We start from the raw sequence: 18941 nt of genomic DNA, 5'->3' as shown, positions 1-18941 counted from the left end.
CAAACATGCAAATCAATGTGCAAGGCGCAGACATCTACGCCTACACCGGCGGCAAGGCTTTCGACGCAGCCAAGCCCACGGCCATTTTCATCCACGGCGTGCTCTGCGATCACAGCGTCTGGGCGCTGCAAAGCCGCTACATGGCCAATCACGGCTGGAACGTGCTGGCCATCGATTTGCCTGGCCATTGCAAAAGCAGCGGCCAGGCCCCGCAAACTGTCGAAGAAGCTGCGACCTTCATAGGCGCGCTGATGGATGCGGCAAACCTGCAGCAAGCTGCGCTGATCGGCCATAGCTGGGGCAGCCTGATTGCCATGGAGACCGCGGCCAGGCTTGGGGACCGCATCAGCCATCTGGTGCTGGTGGGCACGGCCTTTCCCATGAAGGTCTCGCCCGCGCTGCTGGAGTCGGCCCTGAATACGCCCGAGAAAGCCATCCAGATGGTCAACACCTTCTCGCGCGCCACGCTGGCACCGCCCAATGGCGCAGGCAGCTGGGTGTTTGGCGCCGGCATGGCCCTGGGCCGCCGCGTGCTGGCCAGCAACGCTCACACGAATCTGCTGCATGCTGGCTTCAAGGCCTGTGACAGCTATGCGGGCGGCGAAGCGGCCATGACGCAGGTCAGCTGCCCGCTTCTGTTTGTGCTGGGCGAGCAAGACCAGATGACACCACCCAAGGCTGCAAAAGGCTTGATAGAGGCCGCCAAAGGCGCGGGCAAAACGGTGAGCGTGCAGATCATTCCCAACGGCCACAACCAGATGACGGAGTCGCCCGACGCGACGCTGTTTGCGATTCGGGATTTTCTGGCTGCATGAGCCATTAAGCTTGGGCCATGAGCCAAACCTTCCAGCACCACGGCCAACTGGCTGCCGCCTGCGCCGAATGGGCCAAGATTTCACTGACCGGTTTGCAGCCCCGGCGCAATCTCAATCTGAGCGATAAAAAAGCCGACTGGAAGGAAGCACTGAGCGCGCTCAAGCGCTTTGCCAACAGCGATAGCTATAAAGCTCACCAGGATTTCCAGGCACATGCCGCGCTGGAGAACTACTGGAAATGGAAGGAAGTGGGCGAGCAGGCGCGCTGGCTGCTGATCTATGGTATCGATCTGGGCCTCTGCGGCGATGTGCTGCGCCCCATCTACCAGGAAGTCGTCGCACTGTGGATTGATGCCGCCTCGGTGGCCGAGCATGCGCGCGCCAGCATGGCGCAGGAGACTGGCGAGGACTATGGCGTAGGTGCGCCCATCAACACACGCGCTGACGACTACGCTGTTGCCGTGACCCTGCTGTCGCTGGCCACGCTGCTGGACGCACAGGATGACGTACCGGCGATTGATGAGCATGTGCTGGCCTTCGATACGGACCAGTTGCTGGATTATCTGTGCGCAGGCGGTCTGCAGCGGCAGCAGGTCAGCGAGGAGCTTTTCCACAAACGCCCTTACGGCGCCATGAAGCCTTTTTTTGAACAGCTCGAAGCCCTGCCTGACCCGCTGCTGCCCTATCTGCAAGCCCAGTACCAGGAGTTTCTCAAGCTCTCGCCCAAGCAGCAGAAGAAAGGCAGTCCATGGCTGGGCACGGGCTACTGGGCGCTGGAGGTGGCCGCCCTGGCCGTGCTCTATGACTGGGATGACAGCGCTTTGCGCAGCAGCCCGCACTACCCGGCCGATCTGGTCGACTACGCCCGCGGGCGCCTGGCTCAAACAGAGTCAGGCGATTTTTGACAGAAAACCGGCGATGCGGCTGCTGATGCGTTCGGGCAGCTCGCGGTGCGGCACATGGCCGCCGCCGGCAATGATTTCCGCTTCGCAAGGGCCCTGCGCCCAGGTGCAGATGTTCTCCGGATGCACGAGGGAGCCGAATTCATCGAGCTCGCCGTGAATCGCCAGCACCGGGCAATGCACCTGTTTCAAGGCCGCATCCAGCCGGTAATGCGCGAAAGGCGGGCTCAGCCAGGTGTCCACCCAGGCTGACAGCACCCAGGCCGCCTTGTCGCCATGGTAGCGGGCAAGCCGCTCCAGTTGGCCGGGCTGGGCAAAGTTGTCTCGCGCAGCCCTGATGCCCTGCAAGGTGCGGTCTTCGACAAAGCTCTGGGCCGATTCGGTAATCAACGCCTGGCATTGCCGTCCATACGCAGCTGCCACCATGGCCGCCATGCCGCCGCCCACGCTGTGTCCCAGCATCACGAAATCGCCCAGGCCCAGCGCCTGATGCAGCGGCGTGAAGCCGGCCTCGACCTCGCTTTCCACAAAACTGGGTTGAAGCCGATGCGGATTGGGGTCCGAATGACCGAAGCCCAGGCGGTCATAGGCAATGACTTCACGCCCGGTGGCCGCGGCCAGCTGCGCGGGAAATTCGCGCCACAGATCCACGCTACCCAGAGAGTCGTGCATCAGCACCAGCGGCGCCTTGGCCGCCCCGCCCTGCGCTTGCCAGCGTTTGACATGGAGCTGCCCGTCGGGCGTCTGAACACGGGTTTCACTGGAGCTGATCACAACGGGCGGCATGGTGTCGTCAAACATGGGCAGGATCTGGGTTGAATGGCGATGAGGTGTACTGCCACCTTAGCAAGAGAACGCTCATGGCAGCTTTGCCAGAAGCTGGAGTGGCCTCAAAGATGGCGAATCTGGCCGATTTTGCGCAGTCTTACCGTATATAGCCTGTCGTTCAGGTGACGAAGACCTCCGGCCGCAACTTGCCAGCACTCGCTAACCCGCTGGCCTGGCCATGCTGCCGGCAGTATAAAAACAGCATCAACTTCACCGGGGTTCGCCATGTCACAGACCACGACCTCAGAACCGGACGACGCTGTCAAAGCCAGCGTGGACCCGCGCCAGTTCAAGAGCTTTGCCGAGTTCTATCCCTTCTACCTGGGCGAGCACAGCAACGCCACCTGCAGACGGCTGCACTTCATCGGCACCAGCCTGTCCCTGGTGTTTCTGCTGGCGCTGTTTTTGACGGGCGACTGGTGGTATTTGCTCGCAGGCCTGATCTGCGGCTATGCCTTTGCCTGGGTGGGGCATTTCGGCTTTGAGAAAAACAAGCCCGCCAGCTTCAAGCGCCCGCTCTACAGCTTTCTCGGCGACTGGATGATGTGGCGCGACATCTTGCTGGGCCGCATCAAGATGTAGCGCCACTCCCCTCTGAAGCGCGCCCGCTGGCCTGCTTTGCGGGCAGCGAATCGGCTGTCCGGTCTTGAGTGCAGATATTCATAGATATCCGCCCACAGCCATCAAACTCTATGAATATTGCCTCCGGGCGCCGCAATCAGCTCGGCCACGGTCATGGCATCGAGCTGGGCACGCTGCCACAGCGGCCGCACAGCCTCTGAGGGCTCGAGCAACAGGCTCTGCACCAGGGGCTCGACCCGCGTGGCATGCGGATCGACCAGCAGCACATAGCGCGGCTCGGTGCTCTCAAGCGACACATAGGCATCGGGCGGCTGAACGGCCCCGACCCAGTCCAGCTTGGCCAGCGCCTGCAGCACGGGTTGAATCTGGGAGGCTTCCACACGCAGGCGCCGCGAAAGCTGGTGCACATACAGGCCCTTGTGCGGCAGCTCGCGCTCCTTGGCCAGGCATTGCAGCACCTCGACGGCCAGCTCGAACTGCCAGCCACGGTGTCCTGTCAGCCGTTCCACCCCGGCAAGCACCGTGGGCAGATAGGCCGTGACCAGAGCCCCCAGCAGCACAATGCTCCAGGCCACATACATCCAGATCAGCAAGATGGGCAGCGTGGCAAACGCGCCGTAGATCACCGAGTAGGTCGGCACGGACGACAGATACAGTCCCAGCACCTTCTTGGCCACTTCCATGAACACGGCCACAAACACGCCCCCCACCAAGGCATGGCGCCAGCGCACAGGCGTGTTGGGCACATAGTGGTAGAGCCCGGCCATGCCGGCGGCCAGCACCACGAACTCTATGGAATCAAAGACAAAGCGCAGGCTGCCGGGCAGCGCATTGACCATACCCTTGGAGGCCGACATCACATAGGACGACAGCACCAGGCTCAGGCCCAGCAGCAGCGGCCCCAGCGTGATGGCGGCCCAGTAGATCAACACGCGCTGGCCCAGCGGCCTGAGCTGGCGCACGCGCCAGATGTTGTTGAGCGTGCGGTCTATGGTCAGGATCAGCGCAATGGCCGTGACCATCAGTATGGAAAAGCCGACCAGGCCCAGCTGGCTGGCCTTGGAGGCAAACTGCGTGAGATAGCCCAGCACCTGGCGCGCAATGGTCTCGGGAATCAGGCTGTCCATCAGCCAGCGCTCCAGCACCTTCTGCGCCTTGCCAAAGATCGGGAAAGCCGTGAACAAGGCCAGCGCCACGGTAAAAAATGGCACCAGCGCCAGCAGCGATGTGAAAGTAAGACTGCTGGCCGTCACGCCCAGGCGGTCTTCCTTGAAGCGCGCCAGCAGCACCTGGGCCGTGTTGTGCCAGGGGAAGGTACGCAGGCGCTGCTGCGCACGGCGACTCCTGCGGCGCAAGGCAGTCTTGAGCTCCTGCTGGCTGGGCATCTGGGGCTTGGGGATACGCCCGGCCAGATCCTTGCAGCTAGCCGCCAGCGCCCTGGCCTTGTCGAGTTTGCGGCTGCGCGGGCTCTCGGCAACGCGCTCCGAGTCGCCGTCAGGACTGTCGATCACTTCTGAAACGCAAGCATGCACCGCTTTCTGCTCCTGGGCTGGCGTCGTATTCGGCGTGGAATAGCTGGTCCAGCCCTGAGCTGCCGTGCTGAATGCCGCCGCAGGCGTCGCGGCAGGAGCTGGCACGGGTTCGGGCCGAGCCAGATCGTTGCCAAGATCGGGCATGGGTTCGAACACTGGCTCCAGCGGCAGGCCCGGACCATCGAGGCTGGGTTCCTGGCGCTGCTCGACCTGTCTGGGCTCGGCGGCAACGTTCGCGGCAGCAGTTGCGGCTGTCGACGCCGGCGATACCACACGGTCCCGATCTTCCGTCACCGGCCTGGCTTGCTGCGCCTTGCCTTCCAACGCAGCCCAAAAGCCGGCACGCTCGTTTTTCTTCATGACGGCACTCCTTCACGAACGCAAAAGGAGGACGGGTGCTGCGCAACATCAAGCGCAGAACGCAAAACAAAACGACCGGATTCAAACAGAGCTGGCATGACCGATATGATGCCACTGCTATGACCGACGCCCTCTCGCCCCAAGCCGCCGAAAACACTTCTTCACCAATCCAGCAGCCCGGCTCCGATGTGGCCGCCACGCGCTGGCTGGCCGTGGGCAGCCTGCTGGCACTGATGCTGCTGTGCGTGGCCTGGGAGTTGTGGCTGGCACCGCTGCGCGAGGGCGGCACCTGGCTGTTTCTCAAGGCCCTGCCGCTGGCGTTCGCCGTGATCGGCCTGCTCAAGCGCCGCATGTACACCTATCGCTGGCTCAGCCTGCTGGTCTGGTTGTACTTCACCGAAGGCGTGGTGCGGGCCTGGAGCGATGCCGCGCCCAGCCGCTGGCTGGCACTGGCAGAGGTGGCGCTGTGTGTGCTGCTCTTCATCGCCTGCGCAGCCCATGTGCGCCTGCGCCAACGTGCCGTCAAGGCGGCCCGGCTCAATCAGGCGTGATGCCTTCGAACTGCGCCAGCGTCCGCACCTGCGCCGCCAGCGCATCGAACAGCAGTTGCGCGGCCGGTGACAGCGCACGGCGCGGGCGCTGAATCAGCAGCGTGCGGCGCAGAATGCGCGGCTCGTCCAGCAGGCGAAAGCCCAGATCGCCCTGCAGACCCAGCGAAGGGTGGCGCGCCGTCAGCGCCGGAACGATGCTGACGCCCAGGCCCAGACTCACGGCCTCGAACAGCAATTGCGGATTGGACAGGCGCAGCGGTGTCTGCAGCAGGTTCTGCGGCATGCCCGGTGCCGAAGCCAGCAGCTGGCTGATGGCGGTATCGGTGGTCAGGCCCACAAAAGCCAGATGGGGCAGCCGGGCCAGATCGGCCGCCGTCAGCCGCCTGGCCTGCAGCAAGGGCTCATCGAGCCTGGCCACCAGCCCCATGGCATCGCTGATCAGCGGCCGGGTCAGCAAATCGCCGCCGGCCGGATGTGCCGCTCCCACGCCGAAATCCACGCTGCCGGCCTGCACGCGCTGGGCAATGCCTTCGGCGCTGTCCTCGATCAAGTCCACCTCGATGCCCGGATGCCGGACCCTCAAGGCCGGCAGCACCGGCAGCAGCAGCACGGCCAGCACCGACGGAGCGGCTGCAATGCGCACCTTGCCGCGGCGCAGTGCGGCCAGATCGCCCAGGTTCTGAAAGCCCTGCTCCAGCGTCTCGAAGGCCTGGCGCACATCGAGCAAAAAGGCCTGGCCAGCGGCCGTCAGCCCCACGGTTCGCGTGGTGCGGTCAAACAGCCGCAGGCCCAGGGCATCTTCCAGTTGGCGAATGGATTCGGACAGGGCCGACTGCGTCAGGCACAGCTCGCGGGCTGCCGGGGCAAATGCGCCCTGGCGCGCCACCTCGTCAAAGGCGCGCAACTGGCGCAGGCTGACATTATTCGGAAAAACTGGCATAACCAAGCAATTTATTTCGATTGTCCCGTAGTCTGCCATGCTCTACGCTTGCGGCTTCATGGTTTTCCGGCTGCGGCCCTGTGCGTGGCTTAGGATTTCCGTCTGTCCCCCTCTCTGCCGCCGCTGCTGCGGCCTGCTTGTCATGACTTCCACCGCTTTGCTTGAATCCCTGCGCCAGATTGTGGGCGCTCCCCATGTGCTGACCGATGGCGACCTCAGCGCCTACGAACAGGACTGGCGCAAGCGCGTGCACGGCAAGTCCCTGGCCGTGGTGCGCCCCGGAAACACGGCCGAGGTGGCCGGCGTGGTCAAGGCCTGCGCCGCAGCCGGCGTGCAGATCGTGCCCCAGGGCGGCAATACCGGGCTTTCCGTAGGCTCCACCCCCGACGACAGCGGCCGGCAGGTCGTGCTCAGCCTGACGCGCCTGAACGCCGTGCGCCATATCGACAAGGACAATCTGACCTTCACCGTCGAAGCCGGCTGCATTTTGCAGAACCTGCAGGAGCTGGCCGACCAGCAAGGCCTGCTGTTCCCCCTGTCGCTGGCCGCCGAAGGCAGCTGCACGATCGGCGGCAATCTGGGCACCAACGCGGGCGGCACACAGGTGGTGCGCTATGGCAACACCCGCGATCTGTGCCTGGGCCTGGAAGTGGTAACGCCCCAGGGCGAAATCTGGGACGGCCTCAAGGGCCTGCGCAAGGACAACACCGGCTATGACCTGCGCGATCTGTTCATCGGCAGCGAAGGCACGCTGGGCATCATCACCGCCGCCACCATGAAGCTGTTCCCGCAGCCGGCCGCCCAGCTCACGGCCTTTGCCGCCGTGCCCTCCATGGAGGCCGCCGTGCGCCTGCTGGGCCTCGCGCACCAGCACCTGGGTGCGGGACTGACGGGATTTGAAGTCATGGGCCAGTTCGCACTGAGCCTGGTCGTCAAGCACATGCCGCAGCTGCGCGTGCCCTTTGCCGACATGGGCGACGAAGCCCCTTATTGCGTGCTGCTGGAGAACAGCGACAGCGAGTCCGAGCAGCATGCGCGCCTGCGCTTCGAGCACTTGCTGGAGCTGGCCTTTGAGGACGGCTGCGTGGTCAACGCCGTGGTGGCGGAGAGCCTGACCCAGGCCCATGACCTCTGGCATATCCGCGAGAGCATTCCTCTGGCCCAGGCCGAGGAAGGCCTCAACATCAAGCACGATATCTCGGTCGCAGCCTCGCGCATTCCGGCATTTGTCGAGCATGCCGACGCCGTGCTCAAGCGCGAGATTCCCGGCGTGCGTCTGGTCAACTTCGGCCATCTGGGCGACGGCAATCTGCACTACAACGTGCAGGTTCCCGAGGGCGAGGACGGCAAGGCCTTTCTGCGCGACAAGGAGGCCCTGGTCAACCACCTGGTCTACGAGGCCGTGGACGCCTTCGGCGGCTCGTTCTCGGCCGAACACGGCGTGGGCGCACTCAAGACGGACAAGCTCGAAAAATACCAGTCCCCCGTTGCGCTGCAGATGATGCGCGCCATCAAGAATGCGCTGGACCCCCAGGGCCTCATGAACCCCGGCGTGGTGCTGACGCGCGGCTGATCCTGGCATCGCCGACAAAAAAGCCCTGCATTGCTGTGCAGGGCTTTTTGCATTGACCAGGGCTTTAGCGAGAGGCCACGATATTGCGCAGCATGTTCTCAACCGCGCTGGGCCAGGGGATGTCTGCGCCATCCACATCGGTGAACACGGTCTGCCTGCCCTCGCTGAGCAACCAGACACGCAAGCCGTTGCGCACAGGATCAATCACCACGGCTGCCATTTCCTCGCCCCCTTGATGCTGGCGATTTCCCATCACATAGAGCAGCCCTGCAGAGGGCTCCAGCGGGCCCAGGGCCTGCAGATTCTTGAGCAGCGTCTCGTACTGACTGCCGCCCATCAGCGTCTTCAGCCGCTGGGCCAGCACGCCGTCCTTCACATAGTCCACGCCATCCCAGCGGTACTTGCCCTGCAGCGGCTTGAGGCTGTCCAGGCTTGGCTCGCCGTCCTTGGCCACATGGGGAACGCGCACTTCCTCGATGGAGAGCGTGGCCGCCTCCTCGATCTGCGCCGTGGCAGCAGGCTCTTGGGTCTGGGGCATGGCATCGGGCGGGGCGGCTGCAGCCGCAGCAGCCGCTGCCCGGGCATCCGCTGCAGCGGCGGTGGGAGATGGTGCCTTGGTCTTGTCGCAGGCGGCCATCAAGGCCGCCGCCGCCAGCGCAACAGCCGCAGTGCTCACAAAATTGCGTGACATGAACTCACTCTCCTTGTTCGGCTCGGTTGTTTTCCATGACATTGTGAAGCCAGCTGCCGCAGATTTGAGTCTGACAGGGCCGCAGGACGGGTCATTGACAACGGGCAACTCGGCATGCTCCGGCACGTGGCACACTTCGGCTATCGCGGCCCTCGGGGCCCACCCTCTTCAAGAGCTGCGGCACCTTGTGTACGCTGCCAGCACAGCCTGTCTTTGCCAGTCTTTGACCGCTTTTTGCACCATGACCTCCAGCACCTGCACCCTGCGCCCCGTGCGCTGCCAGTACGAAACCTTTATGCGCCATGTGTACGAGCACGGCGCATCCAAGACCGACCGCACGGGCACGGGCACGCGCAGCGTGTTCGGCTATCAGATGCGCTTCAACCTCAATGAAGGCTTCCCTCTGGTCACCACCAAGAAGGTGCACCTGAAATCCATCATTCTGGAACTGCTGTGGTTTCTGCGCGGCGACAGCAATGTGAAGTGGCTGCAGGAACGCGGCTGCACCATCTGGGACGAGTGGGCCGACAAGCAAACCGGCGACCTGGGCCCGGTCTACGGCGTGCAATGGCGCAGCTGGCCCAAGGCCGACGGCACGCATGTCGACCAGATTGCCGAGGTCGTCAAGCAGCTCAAGAGCAACCCCGACAGCCGCCGCATCATCGTCAGCGCCTGGAACGTAGCCGAACTGGACCAGATGGCGCTCATGCCCTGCCATTCCTTCTTCCAGTTCTATGTAGCCGACGGCAAGCTCAGCTGCCAGCTCTATCAGCGCAGCGCCGACATCTTCCTGGGCGTGCCCTTCAACATCGCCAGCTACGCGCTGCTGACCCATATGCTGGCCCAGCAATGCGGCCTGGAAGTGGGCGACTTCATCTGGACCGGCGGCGATTGCCATATCTACAACAACCACTTCGAGCAGGTGCAGACCCAGCTGTCGCGACAGCCCTTCGCCTATCCGACGCTGAACATCAAGCGCAAGCCCGCATCCATCTTCGACTACGAGTACGAAGACTTCGAAGTGCTGGACTATCAGCACCATGCCGGCATCAAGGCGCCTGTGGCGGTCTGAGCTGCACTCCTGCGGATCACTATAAAAATCAAAGCTGCTTGCGCTTGCCATCCTGCGATTTCAAATACTTTCATATCTGAAGTCAATGAATAGCAAGCGCCAGCAGCTTCTTTATTGATAGCTATGGCCATTCAACTCATTTACGCCCGCGCAGCCAACGGCGTCATCGGCAAGGACAACACCATGCCCTGGCATCTGCCCGAAGACATGGCGCATTTCAAGGAACTGACCCGGGGCTGCGCCGTCATCATGGGCCGCAAGACCTGGGACTCGCTGCCGCCGCGCTTTCGTCCCCTGCCGGGCCGCAGCAATATCGTCGTCACCCGCCAGGCCGACTGGCAAGCCGAGCCGGCGTCCGATCAGGTCCTGCGCGCCGCCAGCCTGCCAGAAGCGCTGGAGCTGGGCTGCAAGCTCTCGCAAGACGTCTGGATCATCGGCGGTGCGCAAATCTATGCCCAGGCTCTGCCGCTGGCCGATGCCGTGGAAGTGACCGAAATCGGCCGCGACTTCGAAGGCGATGCCTTTGCCCCCGAACTGGGCGAGCAGTGGCAAGCCGTGAGCCGCAGCGAGCATGTCTCCGCCAATGGCCTTCCCTACTGCTTTGTGCGCTTCGAGCGCCGGGGCTGACCCTTGTCTCGTGCCGTGCGGGATCGCATCCGCACGGGGCGGCCAGCAGTCCGGCAAGAGACAAAACTCTCTTGCCTTCGCGGTGTTGCGTTGCAACAATTGTCAGCTTCATTGCATGACTGCCGTATGACAATGGCAAGGCAGCCTGCTGCAGCCTGAGCCCTCAAAACCCGCAAGCCTATCGCCCTTCATCATGAGCCTAGTCCAGCCCCTGCCTCCTGGCGCCCTCGATATCGTTGGCGATATCCACGGCGAATACGCCGCGCTGGTGCAATTGCTGGGCCATCTGGGCTACGACCTGCAGGGCAATCACCCCGAAGGACGGCGACTGGTGTTTGTCGGCGACTTCTGCGACCGTGGGCCGGACAGCCCTTCCGTGCTCGCGCTGGTCGGCGCCATGCTGGCCTCGGGCACGGCCCATGCGGTGCTGGGCAACCACGAAATCAATCTGCTGCGCGAAGATGCCAAGGATGGCTCGGGCTGGTTCTTCGACAGCCGCATCGACTCCGACCAGCCCAAGTACGCGCCTTTTGCACGCATGCCGGCCGAGCAGATTCCCGCCATGCTCGAGCGGCTCGGCCAGTTGCCGATCGCACTGGAGCGTGAGGATCTGCGCATTGTTCACGCCGCCTGGAGGCCCGAACAGATCGCCATGATTCGCCAGCTGCCCAGCGGCAGCGCACGCGCCGCCTACGACCACTTCGAGACGATTGCCGAAGAGCAGTCCGTCGCCCAGTGCGTGGCCGAACGCATGCGCCAGGAAGAACTGAGCTGGCCCTACAGCCTGGAAGACTATCGCCACGAGCCCCCCTTTCTGCAAGCGCACAGCGAGAACGAACTCAACAAGGCCATGGTCAACCCTTTGAAGGTGCTGACGGCCGGCGTGGAGCGCGAATGCCGCAACCCCTTTTACGCGGGCGGGAAATGGCGTTTTGTCGAACGCGTGGGCTGGTGGAATGAATATGAAGAAGCGCCCGCCGTCATCGTCGGCCACTACTGGCGTCGACTGCGCCCGGCCGACGCACCGGCGCATGGCTCGCAGTTTGAAAACCTGTTTGGCGCAACGCCCCCGCTGTCATGGCACGGCCTGCGCGGCAATGTGTTCTGCGTGGACTATTCGGTGGGTGCCCGCTGGCTAGACCGCCTGCGCGGCGACAACCCCGTACAGCGCAGCAAGCTTGCCGCCATGCGCTGGCCCGAGCGTGTACTGGTCTTTGACGACGGCACACAGGCCATATCGGAAAATTTCGAGCACTCCGTGGTGCTGCGCGATTGAAGCCAGCTTCCACGCCTGCCAGGCCTCGCGGCATCAAGGCAGCTTCGGCCTGAGCAGCGCCTTGCCACTGCCTGAATCCGGGTCTGGGCCTAGACCTATTTCGCGGGCGGCTGCCGCGCGTGCTGCACCCATTCCTCAAAAGCAGAGCCGTCAGGCAGCACGCAGGTATTTCGATCAGCATCCGCCCCCTTCTCGGTGCGCAGCACGCCGCCCTGCTTTTTGCAGTTGGCTTCCGAGGGGTTGCCAAAATTGACCGAAACCGATTGCGCGCAGCCACCGGCTGCCGCCACGACGATCATCATCCCTGCCAGGCTTGAAGCATGTTTCATGGGCTCAATGTAGCAAACCCCTGCACGCCGGCCTATGCGCATTGGGCTTCAGACCCGCGAAGAACGAAGTCCCTCGAGAGATCATGGCGGACAGCCTTGCCGGCAACAGATCTTTATTGTGTGTGACCCGCAGAGTCATTCGTCGCCCAAGTCCCAGAATCCCAGGCGGCCAAGACTGCCTGCCAAACTCAAGCGATTCACCTGCCAACTCCGTGTAACTTCGATATGTTGCTCTTGCGCGCTTGCATAGGCGCTCATGGCATTGAGTACATCGGTCATGCTGCCCACGCCTGCTAGGTATCGACCTTGCATGATCTCTAAGGACTTCATCGATTGCTGGACTAATTGTGTCGTGTGTGAAAGATTCTCAGTTTCCATCTTCAAACTCGCGTGCTGCGTCCACACATCCGTTGATACTTGCAACCGATGTGTATCCAGAGCCGCAATCTGAATGGCCGCTTGCGCTTGCGCTTCTTGTACTTGGTAAGTTTTCTCGAAACCGTGAAATATTGGGATGCTCAATTGCAGCCCTATCGTGCTTTCCTTGCGGTTGCTTTCAGCGCCTACGCTGCCTGTCATACGATTTTTTGCTTTATTCAGATTTCCCGTCAATGACAATGTCGGGCGACCCTGCGCCTTAACTTCAGCCACGGCCGCGTTAGCGGCGGCCACGCGCGCTTGTGCAGCTACCAGTACCGGATGTTTTTGCCGCGCCACCGCAATCAATTCATCCACATGCTCAACGTAACGATGAGTTTGCAAATTCGTCTCGTCGACTATGACGGGCACAGGATCACTCGCGCTCAGCCCCATTCTTAAGGCCAGAACTCCTTGAGAGCTGACTACTGCGCCTTGTTCGCGCGACCGTCGCAGATTTGCTTGGGTGTAGGCAGTCTGTGCTTGATAGCGATCGGCCAATGCGGCGGCGCCGGCCTTATGCCTCTCGCTTGCCGCAACAAAGTGCTCTTTGGACATGGCTAAGACTTGCTCTGCCGCGGTTAAACGCCGATGCGCTGCTTGCACCGCAAAATACAGCTGAGCTGCGTCTAAAAATGCACGCTGCATTGCATCGTTTTGGTCGGCATTAGCGGCTGCAAGCAGCTCGCGCGCACCATCTAGTGCCGATTTCCTATGGCCTGAATCAAATAGAACCCAACTAAAACTAAGCCCCCCCGATTGCGCCCGGCTGCTCGTTCGCATTGGGTCACGCTCATCCTCGTAGGTCACCGAACGACCCGATGAATTTACGGACTGGCCATCGATACGTGGCAGGTATGCCGCACGTTTCCGGCCCAATTGAGCTAGACGCATTTGCGCTCCGCTTAGCGCTTGCCGTAGGGTGGGGTCATGACAAAGGCTTCGTTCTATTGCTTCAGCAAGGGCAAGCGGGGTGGCTATTTTTCCGGTTCTGCTGCAAGAATCACGGTCAGCGTGTAACGTCTGTTCAAGCGCTAACTGGATTGACTCAATCGCATTAGCTTTTGACCCCACGCCATGGGCGGCAGAGATAGATGCAGAACAAGCGGTAGCAATCAAGAGGGTGGGAACGGCTAATCGACGCAAGAAAGCTGCTCCTCGTACCGGTTCGATGATGGACTATGGCTATGCAGGTCTGCGACGCGGCCATTAGCGAGGACGATGACTCGGTCGGCGCTGGCGATTGTTTCAGGCCGATGGGCAACGATAATGCAGGTAATCTTCAATGCTCTCACGGCAGCATTGACTCGACGTTCGCAGTCGGTATCGAGATGGCTGGTCGCTTCGTCAAGGAAAAGTATCTTGGGTCGCTTGTACAAGGCACGAGCCAGCAGCAGTCGTTGCCGCTGCCCGCCCGACAGCGCGGCGCCCATATCACCGACCAGAGTGCTGTATCGCATAGGCATACATTCAATATCGTCGTGTAGGCCTGCAGTTTTTGCGCATTCCATAACCCAGACCATGTCGGAATCAGGAGAGAAAAAGCTGATGTTCTCGGCAAGAGTCCCGGCGAATAACACGTCATCTTGCATAACGCTGCCGGAAATGTCGCGCAATGCGCCGACTCCTAGTGCCGTAATTTCCTGCCCCGACACACGTATGCTGCCTTGGCCGATTGGCAGGATGCCAAGCAACACTTTGCACAAGGTGCTTTTCCCACCACCAGACGGTCCCACTATCGCTACGGATTCACCCTCTGCAATGGTGAAATCAACCCCGTCAAGCACCCAAGGTTCCTGGTCCGAGTAGCGGTACTTCAAACCTTTCACCTCGATATTTGCGCGTAAATTTACGATTGATTCGCGGTCCATTTGAATCGTCTCATCCTCTGGAGGATGAAGGGCAATATCGGCGAGGCGCTCGCTATGTAGGCGCAATATGAACAGCTCGAAAACACGATCTATTAAGCTACCAACACGACCGCTGAACTGTGACTTGTACGCATAAAAAGCCATCAACATGCCTACCGTGAACTCCCCGTCCATCACCATGGTGGCACCTAGCCAAACCACCACTAAGTTCTCAACTCCGAATAGCAGCGCATTGGCCTGCTGGTAAAAAAGTTGCAGCTTTTGAGATCGAATGCCTGCGTTCATCTGCTCAACGAATAGGCTCAACCAGGCTGAGCGTCGCAGATCAAGATGACGGAAAAGCTTGATTGCTTGGATACCCCGAATTGTTTCGAGGAAGTGGGTCTGCTGTCGAGCAGCATGGACGATTTGCTCCTCAGTAACGTCGCGCAACGGGGTGTACCAGGCGCATCGAATCATGGCGTAGATCGTCATGGCACCGACTACCACCATTGCTAGCTGGGGGCTAAAGACAAACATCAGCGTAACTGTCGTGATTGCCATCAGCCCGTCCAGAATGACGGACAGGAAGCTTGCAGTAAGGGTCTGCTGGATTTGATCAGCTGATCCGAATCGCGCGACCAAATCGCCCAAGTGCCTTTTCTCAAAATATTGGCTGGGCAATCTCAAAAGATGGCTAAAGACGTTGGTTCGCCATTGAACGCTAAATAGCGTGCTCATATGAATCATGGCCCAAGCGCGGGCGCTGCCGAGCACGATCTGCAAGATGAGCAGTGCCGAGAACGCTAGCACTAGCGTGTTAAGCAAGCCGCGGTCATCGCTGACAATTACATTGTCGATGGTCCATTGCATTAAAAAGGGGCCAACGAGGGTGAATGCCTGCAACGCGCAGCCCAAGACCAGAATCTGGCCTAGCGAGCGTCGTAACCCGCTAATCTTCCCCATCAAACCAAGCAGCCGTATCCGGGGCTTAGCTTCTTTTTTTTGAAAGTCTGCGGACGGCCAGAGTTCCAAGGCTATTCCTGTGAATTTCTTGGAAAAATCACTCAATGCCATGCGCCGGGCGCCGCAGGCTGGATCATGGATGTCCACGTGCCGGCCATTAACGGATTTGACGACAACAAAATGATCAAATTCCCAATGAACTAGGCAAGGTAACGACAAATTTTCCAGCTCATTCAACTCCAGTCGAAGAGCTCGCGTACCTAGTTTCAATTGCTGGGCTATTTGCATAATCTGCGCCAGAGTCATGCCTTTGAGCGACACACTGAAGCGCTGGCGTAATTCCGTCACATCTGCGCGGTATCCGTGGTAGCTGGCGATCATGGCTAGGCAAACCAGCCCGCACTCAGCCGCTTCTGTTTGTATAACCACAGGAAGGCGTCGGCCAAAGCCCAACGCGAGCGCATCGAATCCGTACATATCTTCTCCTACACCCGGCCCGTAAGACTGAACAACGGCTCAAGCACCCACTCATAGAGACGTCGCTTGTCCTGCATGATGTCTGCGTCCAAGTGCATGCCACTTTGCAGGGGGCGTGGCTGGCCATAAGCTAAGACGTCCTGTGCCGACAGCCCAACGCGTAGGCGATAGAGCTGCTCGGTACTGCTGTCCATGCCGTGAATTCCGTTTACGGTGCGAGCAAGCTCTGTCGGTGGAATGCTGGAGCGCGAGATCGACAGGACTTGTCCCTTATAGATGCCGAACTTTTGGTATGGGTACGCTTGATAGCGAATATTGACCGCATCACCTGATTTAATGAAACCGATGGACTTGCTGGGTGCGTACAGTTCCGCCTCCAACTGAGTGTTTGACGGCACAATGCTCACCAGCGGTAGCCCACTGTCAACGCTGTGTCCGACTTCGGCAAAGGCCGCAGTCGCAACTCCGGCCTCGGGTGCACGGATGAGCACGGTTCTTCGCGCTTCGCTTTCAGCAAGTTCCTGCTTAACGGCGGAAATCAGACGATCTGTTGCGGCCAACTGATTAGCCTGCCGCAGATCCAATCCCGATAGTTCGTTGCTTCTCTCTACGCGTTGCTGGTCTAGCGCGGCAAGTTCTCGTTCCAAGCCTTGAAGCACCTTCATCTGTGCGAGGTGGTCCGCCTGGCGCTGCTGAAATTGGTCGGTAGAGATGTAGCCTTTTTCGACTAAGCCCTGGTAACGCTGCGAAGCATCTTTGGTGATGTGAACCAATTGTCGCTGACTGACGATCTGGGCCTCCAGCGCTTTAGATTCCCGCGATATGCTGGCTAATTTTCTGACCAAGGTGTCGCGCTCATCGGCATGCAATTTTCGAGCTTTTTCTAGTTCGCCAGTCAGTAGGTCGCGGCGGTCCGTGAGATGGCTGCTGATTTCCGCTTGTACCGGAGACGCGTTGGCATCGTAGCGTTCGCTGGAAATCTTATATAGCGGAGCACCGCGGGCTACCGTCATGCCCTCAGAGACGTATTTTTCTAGAATGACGCCCGCCTGCAGCGCGTAGACTTTCATCTGTCCGCCCACAGGCACCAATTGACCTTTTACCGTTGTCCGTTTGGTATAGGACCCCAGTATCAGTATTGCAAACAGCGTGACGGTCACGGTGCCTGCGAGAGTGACAAGCATCGTGAACGATAATGGCCGGGTCAGAATGATCTTTCCTAACCACGGCACAACCTCGGCAGAAGATGCCTCTTTTCGATAAAAATCGACTGGAGCCATGCCCGTCACCGATTAGAAGACGGGTTCCAAGACATCTTGGCGGCAAAGCTCAGTGACAAGTGATCGAATCTTTTTAGGTGCGATGGCTTGGTGCTGTGACAACAATTCACCGACTGTAATTCCCGGCGTATGAGCAATTGACTGAATTACTGAAAGACTTGATTCGTCGAAATCTACTCGGGTTCCGTTTGCAATTAAGTAGCTTTTATCCATACCATGCAATGCAATCGCGCACAATCGCAGGCGCTGCTCGTCGGGCAGGGTGGTATCGCCTGGACTGCCCAGAGTCTCAATAGCTAACGACGAGTCGAGGCGGGCAGCCGCTAAATGCTCATCCTGAAACCTCCGGTAATTGTCGGAGTTGGCTAAAAAGGCTGCGATGTGGCTAGCCATTGCCTGGATGGTGTCTTGACTCTGGTCCCACTCAGAAATAGGTTTCCGAAGTTCCACATACGACTTGGCCTGTTCGACGGCCCATGCCAGGTAATTGTGGGCAAGTGGCGGGAACGTACCAACCGATAGGTGAAATGTCGGCTCGCCAAGGGGAAGAGGGTTGTGCCACCAGCCACGAGGCAGATAAAACACATCACCCGCTTCAAGCACGAAATCCATACAAGGCTGGTCCGGGCAAGGGTAGGCGTGCTCGTAATCCTTGCTCTGCTGAGTGTAGATTGGGTAGGGCAGCGATGGTTCGTAAACAGTCCAGCGCTTGCGGCCAATTAACTGGATTGCAAATACATCGCGGGTGTCCCAGTGCGCGCGGAAGGAATCTCGTGTACCGAAAGCAGCGTAGATGCTACTAACCACTTGCTGTCCCGTAAACCGACAAATCTGTTTTGCAAGCGAGTCAATGAGTGGTTCATTCTTGATTTTATTGGCGATCAGCGTTGCCCCATCCCTCAGGTAGTCGTACACCACAGGCTTGATCAAGCGGTGACGAAGATCGCCAATATCTCTGTAATGTTCCACATACCTGGACTTAGGGACAAGCCCATTATGAGAGAGTTTGAAATCTTCTGCAAAGACATTGCAGCGTCCAAAAATTCCGTTTGCATCACGCCAAGAAAACAATGAGGGTGAAAATGCACTGCGCACCAGTAACGGCTTCACCCCAAAATATTCCCTTTGAAAGTCTTCAGAAGAAATTCCTAGCTCTATTTTCATTTTTATGATGAGTAGTGTTATTTGTTTTTAATAGTGCAATTAAAAATTGATGAGGCTCCGTAGAAAGATTTAAAGCATTGGGTTATTGATAGTTAGTACCACTATAGTTGGTCCCTGCTTGGTCGCTTATACTACTTTCGACCACACCACCGGCTAGGCCTGTGTAGAAGCCGACCTGAGATCCAATAATCAGGTTAGCACCCACCTGCATCGCGCTTCCTCCCGCAGGCCCTAACAAAAAGCCGGTAGCCGCACCTACAACAGTGCTGTTGAGTAGCCCGCCAAGCGAGCCGGTACCGCTACCAATGGTGGCACCAATATATGTCGTAGCCCCCGTCACTGCACCAATGCCAGCCCCCACAGGGCCGAAGCCGCCGCTTACCACTTCACAGTCCTGTATTGTTAGCTCTCTCATAATAATTCCCTTTCAACTAAATATCCATTTTTCGGCCCAACGGCCTATAACAACCGATACAGCAAGAGTCAATGTGAAAAAACCGACGTTGAGTTCCTTTTTTCGATTTTTCTTTTGCATTTTCCCAAGTAATTGATAACCTCCAAAAATAATAAAGAAAACTATTAGTGTGATAGAAAGTGTTACTAGGAAGTGAGAGGTGGTACCTAAATGCCATTTAGCGCCAAGAAAATCCATTTATTTACTCCTTCAAGATACCGGTAAATAGGCTGCTGTGAATGTAGGGTATATTCA

General features: G+C 59.5%; 18 protein-coding genes. 8 read left to right on the top strand and 10 right to left on the bottom strand.

Translation table 11 applies throughout. From position 1 onward, the window contains the following. Positions 1–5: 5 nt before the first annotated feature. Together ACWGXF_RS07580 and ACWGXF_RS07575 are read left to right on the top strand one after the other, a co-directional pair. The gene (locus tag ACWGXF_RS07580) at positions 6–815 is read left to right on the top strand and encodes an alpha/beta fold hydrolase (RefSeq protein WP_202788588.1); all 810 of its coding nucleotides are present in this window, start codon (positions 6–8) and stop codon (positions 813–815) included. 17 nt (positions 816–832) lie between these two features. Next, positions 833–1720: a PoNe immunity protein domain-containing protein gene (locus tag ACWGXF_RS07575; protein ID WP_256630939.1), complete on the top strand. Its 888-nt coding sequence runs from the start codon at positions 833–835 to the stop codon at positions 1718–1720. Here ACWGXF_RS07575 and ACWGXF_RS07570 read toward each other — a convergent pair. Next, positions 1706–2518 carry an alpha/beta fold hydrolase gene (locus tag ACWGXF_RS07570; RefSeq protein ID WP_256630940.1) on the bottom strand — a complete coding sequence of 271 codons (813 nt, stop codon included), beginning with the start codon at positions 2516–2518 and terminating at the stop codon, positions 1706–1708. The two genes, ACWGXF_RS07575 and ACWGXF_RS07570, sit on opposite strands and share 15 nt — an antisense overlap. Before the next feature lie 252 nt (positions 2519–2770). Here ACWGXF_RS07570 and ACWGXF_RS07565 point away from each other — a divergent pair, with 252 nt between their 5' ends. Beyond that, positions 2771–3127: a DUF962 domain-containing protein gene (locus ACWGXF_RS07565; protein WP_003063755.1), complete on the top strand. Its 357-nt coding sequence runs from the start codon at positions 2771–2773 to the stop codon at positions 3125–3127. A 101-nt stretch (positions 3128–3228) separates the two neighbouring features. Here ACWGXF_RS07565 and ACWGXF_RS07560 read toward each other — a convergent pair whose 3' ends face one another. Further along, entirely contained in the window at positions 3229–4512 is a 1284-nt protein-coding gene (locus ACWGXF_RS07560; RefSeq protein ID WP_237704426.1) for a YihY family inner membrane protein, read from the bottom strand. A 542-nt stretch (positions 4513–5054) separates the two neighbouring features. Here ACWGXF_RS07560 and ACWGXF_RS07555 point away from each other — a divergent pair. Further along, the gene (locus ACWGXF_RS07555; protein ID WP_003063757.1) at positions 5055–5570 is read left to right on the top strand and encodes a DUF2069 domain-containing protein; all 516 of its coding nucleotides are present in this window, start codon (positions 5055–5057) and stop codon (positions 5568–5570) included. Here ACWGXF_RS07555 and ACWGXF_RS07550 read toward each other — a convergent pair. Further along, positions 5557–6510 carry a LysR family transcriptional regulator gene (locus tag ACWGXF_RS07550; protein ID WP_256630941.1) on the bottom strand — a complete coding sequence of 318 codons (954 nt, stop codon included), beginning with the start codon at positions 6508–6510 and terminating at the stop codon, positions 5557–5559. The genes ACWGXF_RS07555 and ACWGXF_RS07550 overlap by 14 nt on opposite strands. Positions 6511–6652: 142 nt before the next feature. Between ACWGXF_RS07550 and ACWGXF_RS07545 the strand changes: the two genes are divergently transcribed. Then, on the top strand, positions 6653–8083 hold the full coding sequence (locus ACWGXF_RS07545) for an FAD-binding oxidoreductase (RefSeq protein ID WP_003063759.1): 1431 nt from the start codon (positions 6653–6655) through the stop codon (positions 8081–8083). A 64-nt stretch (positions 8084–8147) separates the two neighbouring features. On the opposite strand, the gene ACWGXF_RS07540 is transcribed toward ACWGXF_RS07545, so the two are convergent. Next, a complete protein-coding gene (locus ACWGXF_RS07540) occupies positions 8148–8774 on the bottom strand; it encodes a hypothetical protein (RefSeq protein ID WP_256630942.1) in 627 nt (208 codons plus the stop codon). A 241-nt stretch (positions 8775–9015) separates the two neighbouring features. Between ACWGXF_RS07540 and ACWGXF_RS07535 the strand changes: the two genes are divergently transcribed. The 3 genes from ACWGXF_RS07535 to ACWGXF_RS07525 all read left to right on the top strand — a co-directional run bounded on the left by ACWGXF_RS07535 (position 9016) and on the right by ACWGXF_RS07525 (position 11749). Continuing rightward, positions 9016–9846 (top strand): thymidylate synthase, encoded by an 831-nt coding sequence (locus tag ACWGXF_RS07535; protein WP_172415254.1) that lies wholly within the window; start codon positions 9016–9018, stop codon positions 9844–9846. Between the two features lie 123 nt (positions 9847–9969). Then, entirely contained in the window at positions 9970–10473 is a 504-nt protein-coding gene (locus tag ACWGXF_RS07530) for a dihydrofolate reductase (protein ID WP_452101820.1), read from the top strand. 193 nt (positions 10474–10666) lie between these two features. Beyond that, positions 10667–11749, top strand: coding sequence for a metallophosphoesterase (locus tag ACWGXF_RS07525; protein ID WP_012839153.1), 1083 nt, complete (start codon positions 10667–10669; stop codon positions 11747–11749). A 95-nt stretch (positions 11750–11844) separates the two neighbouring features. Here the strand turns inward: ACWGXF_RS07525 and ACWGXF_RS07520 are convergent, their stop codons facing one another. The 6 genes from ACWGXF_RS07520 to ACWGXF_RS07495 all read right to left on the bottom strand — a co-directional run bounded on the left by ACWGXF_RS07520 (position 11845) and on the right by ACWGXF_RS07495 (position 18884). After that, on the bottom strand, positions 11845–12051 hold the full coding sequence (locus ACWGXF_RS07520) for a putative hemolysin (protein WP_034359314.1): 207 nt from the start codon (positions 12049–12051) through the stop codon (positions 11845–11847). A 162-nt stretch (positions 12052–12213) separates the two neighbouring features. Next, complete coding sequence (locus ACWGXF_RS07515; protein WP_256631265.1) at positions 12214–13569, bottom strand: TolC family protein; 1356 nt, start codon at positions 13567–13569, stop codon at positions 12214–12216. A 59-nt stretch (positions 13570–13628) separates the two neighbouring features. Next, on the bottom strand, positions 13629–15788 hold the full coding sequence (locus ACWGXF_RS07510; protein WP_256630944.1) for a peptidase domain-containing ABC transporter: 2160 nt from the start codon (positions 15786–15788) through the stop codon (positions 13629–13631). Positions 15789–15796: 8 nt separating this feature from the next. Further along, on the bottom strand, positions 15797–17068 hold the full coding sequence (locus ACWGXF_RS07505; protein ID WP_087866168.1) for an HlyD family secretion protein: 1272 nt from the start codon (positions 17066–17068) through the stop codon (positions 15797–15799). Between the two features lie 12 nt (positions 17069–17080). Further along, positions 17081–18232, bottom strand: coding sequence for a cupin domain-containing protein (locus ACWGXF_RS07500; RefSeq protein ID WP_452101819.1), 1152 nt, complete (start codon positions 18230–18232; stop codon positions 17081–17083). Positions 18233–18659: 427 nt separating this feature from the next. After that, positions 18660–18884: a hypothetical protein gene (locus tag ACWGXF_RS07495; RefSeq protein ID WP_144267725.1), complete on the bottom strand. Its 225-nt coding sequence runs from the start codon at positions 18882–18884 to the stop codon at positions 18660–18662. Positions 18885–18941: the final 57 nt, after the last annotated feature.

The sequence above is a fragment of the Comamonas sp. HJ-2 genome, from assembly GCF_053615495.1.
The sequence above is the reverse complement of the archived record's forward strand: the minus strand, read 5'-3'. Positions and strand labels throughout refer to the sequence as shown.